Consider the following 7,395-nt stretch of genomic DNA (forward strand, 5'->3'; position numbering starts at 1 on the left):
CCAACGGCGCAACGCACAGCATCGAGTTCTGCGGCGGCACGCACGCCGACCGCACCGGCGACATCGGGCTGTTCAAGATCGTCGCCGAAGAAGCCGTCAGCAAGGGCGTCCGGCGCGTGACGGGCGTGGCGAGCCAGGCGGCGATCGAGCACGTGCAGAAGCTCGACAAGACGCTCGTCGAGACGGCGGCGGCGTTGTCCGTGAAGCCCGACGACGCGGCCGAGCGTGCGGCCGCGATGCGAGACGAAATCAAGAAGCTCAAGAAACAGCTCGCGAGTGGCGCCGGCGGGGCGAGCTTTGACGCCTCGGCCATCGCGGCCGATCTCGTCACCAAGGCGGAGGGGGCCGTCATGGTCGCGAAGGTGGCGGCACCGTCGGACGACGCATTGCGGTCGGTCATCGACGCGGTGAAGTCGAAGCAGCCGAGCTACGCGGTCCTGCTCGCGTCGCCGGGCGAGGAGAAGGTGTCGATCGTCGCGGGCGTCAGCGACGACCTGATCAAGCAAGGTCTCAAGGCCGGCGATTGGGTCCGCGACGTCGCCAAGGCCTGCGGCGGCGGCGGTGGTGGTCGCCCGAACCTCGCCCAGGCCGGCGGGCGTGATCCGTCGAAGGTCGGCGCAGCGCTCGAAGTCGCCCGAGCTTTCGCGTCCGACAAGCTCGCGTAAGTCCCTCCGTCATCCCGAGCGCAGCCGAGGGACCTTGCCTGAATCCGGACGATCCGGGCGAGGTCCCTCGACTCGCTGCGCTCGCTCGGGATGACGGAGTGCAATCAGTCCTCGAAAGCGCGAACACGCTCGACGATCGCACGCTGTGCATCGGCCGCCTCGGTGTTGCCGGCTGCTTCGTGGGCTGCGAGCAGCAGCTCGTGGTTGGCGAGGTCGTAGCTGTTGCCGAAAACGGCCAGCTGGGCCATCTCAACGGCACGTTCGGGCTCGTCGACGCGGAGCCACAGCCCGGCCGCCCGCGTGGCGAAGCGGGAATCGGTCGTCGTCCGGACCGCCAGCCACGAGAGCCGGTCGGCCGCATCGGCGAGGCGTTCCTGCACGAGGTAGATCCCGGCCAGACGCCGAGACGGACCTTCGTCGAACGGCCGAAGCTCCGCCGCAAGCTCGAACGCCGCCGCAGCCGTCGGCCAGTCGCGCTGCCGGACAGCCTGCTCGCCGGCTCGCATCTGCTCGGCGTAGGCCCGGGATGTTTCGGCATCGTGTCCCCAAGACGCGACACGCTCCTGCATCCAGACCGCGAACGCCTCATCGAACTCGCTCGGTGAGAGGTCAAACAGGTCGGCCAACGCCTGTCGCTCCGTCAGTCCACGCCGGCACGCATCGATCAGGTCGGCCAGCACCTCTTCGCCGTGCAGCTCGACGAGGTACTCGCAAACCATCCACGACTGGGCGTACGCCTGCGACCGGTCCGTCGGCTTGCGTGGCCGGACGAAGCCCCACGTCAGATCCTCGATGCCGAACAGGCCGCCATTGAGTGTGGCACCGGCAAGCAGATTCAGCTGGCTCTGCGAGATCGGTGCGTCTTCCCCACGGACGGCGAGGCCCTCGGTGTACCAGTGCCAGATGCGATTGTCGGTCGCGCCGAGCGTCACGGTGTGGATGTACTCGTGCCGCATGACGCGTGCCCAGTCGAAGCTACCGAGCGTCTCGCCGTTGTCGCGCGGGGCGACGAGTGCGATGACTGGTCCCGTGCAGGCGCCGACCGTGCCGATGTACGGGTCGCCCGCGACGCGGACGCTGAATCGATCGTGCGTCGGAAAGACCTGAATCTCCGTCGGCCGATCGGGCTCCCAGTCGAAGCCGCTGGCGACGTCGTCGTGCATCTCGTCCAGCCATGCGGCCATCAGGTCGGCGACGAGCGCGTCGCCGGGGTCGACGTCGGGGTCGTGGCGAACGATGAAGTGCATCGTCTCCTGTGCGCCGTAGCCGGCCATCTCTTCGAGAAGCTGCAGGTAGTTGGCGGTCTCCGCGTTGAACGGGTCGAGGTCGCGAGCGCGGCGTAGCTCGACGATCGCTTGGCGTTCCTCGCCAGCCTGGACGTAGACGTTGGCCAGCTTGTTCCGGGCGGCCGTCCACCACGGGGCACGCTCGACCACGTCGGCCAGGAGATCGGCCGCGCGGTCGTACTGCCGGGTGATCGCCAACTGCTCGCCAATCTGGTACCGCGCGACGGCGTCGTCCGGGCGAAGCTCGTCGACGCGAGCGAGCAGGGCGTCGGCACCGGCCTGGTCGAGCCGCATCGCCCGCGACGCTGCCAGCAAGCCAAGGGCACGCACGTCGTTCGGATCACGGCGAAGCTGGCGGACGATCGGGGCCTCGGCTCGATCCGGCTGACGCTGCAGCATGAGAGATCGGCCGTCGAGCAGGTCCGCCTCCCGCGACGCCGGATCGACTTTGCGCAGTGCCGCCGAGACGGCAGCCGCCTCGGCGAAGCCGAAGCGATCCAGGTGCATCTGACCGAGCAGGGCGAGCGCGTCGGCGTCGTTCGGACGCCGCGTGAGTGCGGCTGCGACATCTTCGAAGGCGGCCTTGGCGTCGCTGCGGTCGTAGGCGAACGACGCCGCCGCGACGCGTGCTTTGACGTGCCCGCGATCGGCGACGTCGTAGGCGTAGATGAGCATCGTCAGCACGTCGTCCTGCAGATCCGGATTCGTCGCGTACTCCAGCGACAGCGTGGCGAGCCGGTCGATCGAAGTCGCTGCGGCGACAAGTTCGTCGGCGTCGGTGAAGGCGTCACGGTTCTGGTAGAAACGCGGCAGGATCCGAGCGTCATCGAACCAGCGGTACGTCTCGATCGCGGCTTCGATGTCGCCGGCGGCTTCGTAGGTCTGACCGAGCGCTGCACGGGCGACGAACGATGTGGAATCAAAGTCGACCGCACGAAGCAGTGCGTCGATCGCATCTGCGTATCGGCCTCGATCGGCCTCGACCTCGCCGAGCAAGACAAGCTCGTCAACGGTGCCAGCATCGGCCATCAGGTCGACGGCGGCCTCGTGGTTGCCGAGTCGAAGTAACGCCGCCGCCCGCAGTCGCGGCGAAACATCAGCGTCGTTCCAAATGACCCGGCGAACGTGCCCGGCTTCGAGGTCGAACGCGGCAACCGCCGCCTCATCGAGATATGCGGGCGGTGAGGCGTTTTCGGACCGCTGCTCGGGCATCAACCGTGCGATCATCCGACCGGCCGCGTCGATCGGCAGGGCACTTGCGGTGGTGGACAGGCACAGGCCGGCGAGCGTCGAGGACAGCAACAGAGCACGCATCACGTGATCTTAAACGATGGCGGCCGCCGCGTCGTTCGCAGCGGGCGGCCGTACGGTGGCCCATGACGATGGACGAGCTCGTCGGCAACGTCGATGCCTTCCCGGTGTTGGCCAGACGCGATTACTTCAATCATGCCGGCGTGAGCCCGATGCCGCGGGCGGTGACGGATGCGGTACGAGGCTTCCTGCAGCACTTCGAGGAGGACGCCTTCGTCGGCTTCGACTTCGCCGGTCCGATGGACAAGCTCCGCAATGCCGCAGCCGGGATCATCAAGGCCTCGGCAGACGACATCGCGATCGTCAGCCACACCAGCGACGCGATCAGCCTCGTCGCGCTCGGTCTCGACCTGAAACCGGGCGATCGCGTCGTCATCAACGACGGCGAGTACCCGGCCAACGTCTATCCGTGGACCGAAGCCTGCAATCGGGCCGAGGCAACGCTCGTCAGCGTGCCGGAGACAACGACCGACACCGGCGAGGTGATCGTCCGGGAAGAAGACCTGCTGGGCGCGTGCGACGACCCGAGAACCAAAATCCTCGCCGTCTCGCACGTGCAGTGGGGCACGGGGCAGCGGATGGACATCGAGCGGCTCGGTGCGTTCTGCCGCGAGCGAGGCATCCTCTTCAGTGTCGACGCGATCCAATCGTTCGGCGTCGTGCCGATCGACGTGGACAAGGCCAACATCGACTTCCTGCAGGCCGGCGGACACAAGTGGATGCTCGGGACGATGGGTGCGGGCGTGCTGTACGTCCGCCGAGAGAAGATCGAATTGCTCCACCCAGCGGCGGTTGGCTGGGGCAGCGTGGTCAATCCGTTCGCTTGGGAAGAGATCGATTACACGCTCCGGCCGACGGCCCATCGGTACGAGACAGGCTCGCCTGCCTTCGCCCCGATCATCGCCGTCGGCACGGGTCTGTCGATGCTGCACGAGCTCGGCATCGAGGCGATCCACGACCGCGTGACGAGCCTGGGCGACCGCTTCGCCGCAGGCATCGTCGAGGCGGGCTGCACGATTGTTTCGCCTCGCGGCTCAACCGAGCAGAAGTCGGGTTCTGTCTGCTTCACGCCGCCCGGCGACGCTGAGGCGGCAAAGTCGCTGTACGAGACGTTGTCGAAGGAACACGCCACCGAACTCGCCAGCCGCTGCGGCCGGGTCCGTTTCGCACCGCACTTCTACAACACCGAGGAGCAGGTGGATCGGGCGGTCGAGCGGGTAGTAACCACTCTTCGATAACTGCCAGAGATCGCAAAGGCGCAAAGACGCGAAGGTGAACGCGAAGGCGGCAGACACTCCTGTTTCCGACCTTCGCGTCCCTCTTCGTGTTTTCGCGACTTCGCGATCTCTGCCGAATCAGCCAGCGACCCTCGCCAACTCTGCACGCGCGAAGTCTGCGTGTTCCGCATCGCCGATCGCGTCGAGTTCCTCCGCTGCCTTCGTGAGTGTCGCGGCGGCGTGGGGGTGGTTCAGGTAGCGGGACTGCAGCAGGCCGAGCATGAGGCGGGCCTGGGCCGCTTCGGCGTCGCCGGGGCGGGCGTAGCGGTTGAGGTAGGCGTCAAAGGCAGTCGCCGCGCCGGCGTGGCGGGCTTCGCGATACAGCGTTTCGGCCACGGTCAGCTGCTCGCGCGGCGGGAGCACCTGGCGATCGTCGACGGCGACCAGTCGCTCATACAACGCTGCGGCCGACGACGCATCGCCACGATCCAGGGCCTCACGCAGCTCAGCCTTAAGTTCCTGAGCCTGCATCGCCTTCGGATCGGCGGCCGAGCGGGGGACGACGTCCATTGCCGAGCCGTGCGTCTGCCCGCTGGCACGCAGCTCCTTCGCGTAGGTGGCCTTGTCGCGTCGGCGTTTCCACATGGCCAGCACGTCGCCGCGATCGGGCTTGAGCAACTGGAACTTCAGCAGCACGAGCCCGACGAGGAACCCGTAGATCCCACCGCCGACGTGCGCCCAGTTGGCGACGCCTTTGTCGTTGCCGAGCAGCAGCGTATCGAAGCCCTGGACGACATCGATGACGAAGTAGATCCCGATGAACCAGATCGATGGGACGGAGAACGCCGTGATGATGAAAAAGAAAAACAGCAGATTGACACGAGTCTTTGGAAACAGAGCGAGGAAGAGCCCCGTCACCGCCGACACGCCGCCCGACGCACCGAGTGCGGGATTGTCCTCCAGCACGCTGTGCATGATGCCCGCGAAGACAACGCCGCCCAGGAAGAAGAGCACGTAGGTCGTGTTCCCAAGTCGGTCGTTGATGTTGTTACCGAAAATGTAGAGGAACAGCACATTCCCCAGCAGATGCAGCGGACCGCCGTGGAGGAAGCCACTCCCAACGAAGCCGAAAAGGCTCGGCTCCATCGGTCGAAGCAGGAGTGCTGATTCGACCGCCGGTGCCGCCGTCTGCACGACGAACATCACCGCGATCATCACGATCAAACCGATGTTCGCCACCGGCGTCTGCCGCAACGGCCGATCGGTTTTGAGGGGAATGATCACTGGAGGTCAGACAGCGTGAACGAGGAAGCCCAAAGCTTCAAGCTTTTGTTGTCTCATCCTCTCGTCACCCAACGCATCATCTCGCCGAAGCCGGCGGCTTTCTCGCTGCGGAGCATGCCGTGGCGGAAGATACGGCCGGCGAGCCAAACGAGGACGAGCGTCGTCGCGATGCTGAGCGCGACCGCCAGGAATCGATCGGTCGTCGCCATGCCGTCGCGGACGCCGATGCGCATGACACTCGTGATCGGCGTCGTCAGCGGGAACCACGTGAACGCCTGAGCCAGCGGGCCCTGCGGGTTCTGTGCGACGTTGAAAGCCACCATCGCCGGCAGCATCGGCAGGAGCACGACGGGCGTCTGCAAGTTCTGGGCTTCCTTCAGGTTCGTCACGGCCGCACCGACGGCGACGCTCATCGCACCGACCATCAGCGTCGCGAGCCCGCCGAAAATGCCGAACCAGATGAGCAGGTCCGGCCCAATCTGGCTGAGCATGCCGAACTGCGTCGCGACGATGAGCCCGCCAGCCCCGTAGATCGCCGCGAGTGTCAGACTGATCGCCACGCCGCCCAGCAGCTTGCCGAGCATCAGCTCGAACGGCCGAACGCTCCCGAGGAGCACCTCGGCAATGCGCATCTGCTTTTCCTCGATGATGTTGGTCGTCAACGGAAAGGCCGCGGTCGCGATGAGGCCGAAGAGCAGGAAAACGCTCATCACCGGCACAAGCAGGCCGACGAGCTGGTTCGGCTGCGACTCGTAGCTAATCGCTCCGTCATTGCCGACCTTCGCCAGAGGCCGCTGGTTGACGGCTAGCGGTTGCATGACGTCTTGGAAGCGGTCGAACGGAATGTCGAGGCCTTCAAGCTTGCGGAACTGGACGTGTGGCGCGAGCGTCGAGTTGATCCAGCCGCTTACCTCGAAGTTGGTCGTGCTTTTGGACGAGTAGCGGATGCCATAGAGGTCTTGAAACTGATGCAGCTCCGGCGGGAGGTCGGCCGTCGCCAGAGCAATGGGATTGCTCATGTCGAGGTCCAGTTCCTCCATCGCCGCACCCGCCGCGGCCGCGGCTTTGGCGAACTCTTCGGCGTCGGTGGCCGTCACGTTGGGGCCGATCTCGATGAATGCAAACAACCCATCGTCACGGACGCGGTCGCTCAGGTCGAGGCGAAGCTTGGCGAGCTGCTCCGGGTCGTCCGACTCGATCGAAATGACCTCGATCGCATAAGGCGCTGCATTCGGCTTGCCGTCGTCGCCGCGAATCTCTTCGTCTCTTTTCTGTGCTGCTTCGAGAAGAATCTGCGAGAGAGGACGACGGTCGTTGATGATCTCAGCGGCGGCTTGAGCATCTTCGTTACCCGCAGCAGCGGCCGCGTTGACGACGAGCTTCTCGACCGAGAACCCTCCCGGCCGCGTCGCCGCCCGGGCCTGGTCGAAGGCTGCCCGGTCGATGACGGCGATCCGCTTCTCTGACGTGTCGACAACATTCCGACTCAACCGGCCGATGAGCATGCCACCGATGACCAGCACCGGCATGAACGCCAGCGAGATCAGGAAGCTCTTGGTCTTGACGGCCGCGAGGTAGTCGCGGATCGCGATGACAAGGGTCTTGGTCATGCCTTCTCCTGCGCGTCAGCTA

Annotated in this window: 5 protein-coding genes; 2 read left to right on the top strand and 3 right to left on the bottom strand. The window is 65.8% G+C overall.

Annotated features, from left to right (window positions below):
- A partial coding sequence (locus AAGI46_14155) for a DHHA1 domain-containing protein (protein ID MEM1013350.1) occupies positions 1 to 665 on the top strand: 665 nt, incomplete at its 5' end.
- A gap of 104 nt (positions 666 to 769) precedes the next feature.
- Here the strand turns inward: AAGI46_14155 and AAGI46_14160 are convergent.
- Entirely contained in the window at positions 770 to 3,265 is a 2,496-nt protein-coding gene (locus tag AAGI46_14160) for a hypothetical protein (GenBank protein ID MEM1013351.1), read from the bottom strand.
- A gap of 62 nt (positions 3,266 to 3,327) precedes the next feature.
- Here AAGI46_14160 and AAGI46_14165 point away from each other — a divergent pair, with 62 nt between their 5' ends.
- Entirely contained in the window at positions 3,328 to 4,500 is a 1,173-nt protein-coding gene (locus AAGI46_14165; protein MEM1013352.1) for an aminotransferase class V-fold PLP-dependent enzyme, read from the top strand.
- A 117-nt stretch (positions 4,501 to 4,617) separates the two neighbouring features.
- Here AAGI46_14165 and AAGI46_14170 read toward each other — a convergent pair whose 3' ends face one another.
- Together AAGI46_14170 and AAGI46_14175 are read right to left on the bottom strand one after the other, a co-directional pair.
- Positions 4,618 to 5,763 carry a rhomboid family intramembrane serine protease gene (locus AAGI46_14170; GenBank protein ID MEM1013353.1) on the bottom strand — a complete coding sequence of 382 codons (1,146 nt, stop codon included), beginning with the start codon at positions 5,761 to 5,763 and terminating at the stop codon, positions 4,618 to 4,620.
- A gap of 53 nt (positions 5,764 to 5,816) precedes the next feature.
- The gene (locus AAGI46_14175; protein MEM1013354.1) at positions 5,817 to 7,373 is read right to left on the bottom strand and encodes an ABC transporter permease; all 1,557 of its coding nucleotides are present in this window, start codon (positions 7,371 to 7,373) and stop codon (positions 5,817 to 5,819) included.
- Between the last annotated feature and the right edge of the window lie 22 nt (positions 7,374 to 7,395).

The organism is Planctomycetota bacterium (assembly GCA_038746835.1).
GTDB lineage: Bacteria > Planctomycetota > Phycisphaerae > Tepidisphaerales > Tepidisphaeraceae > JBCDKH01.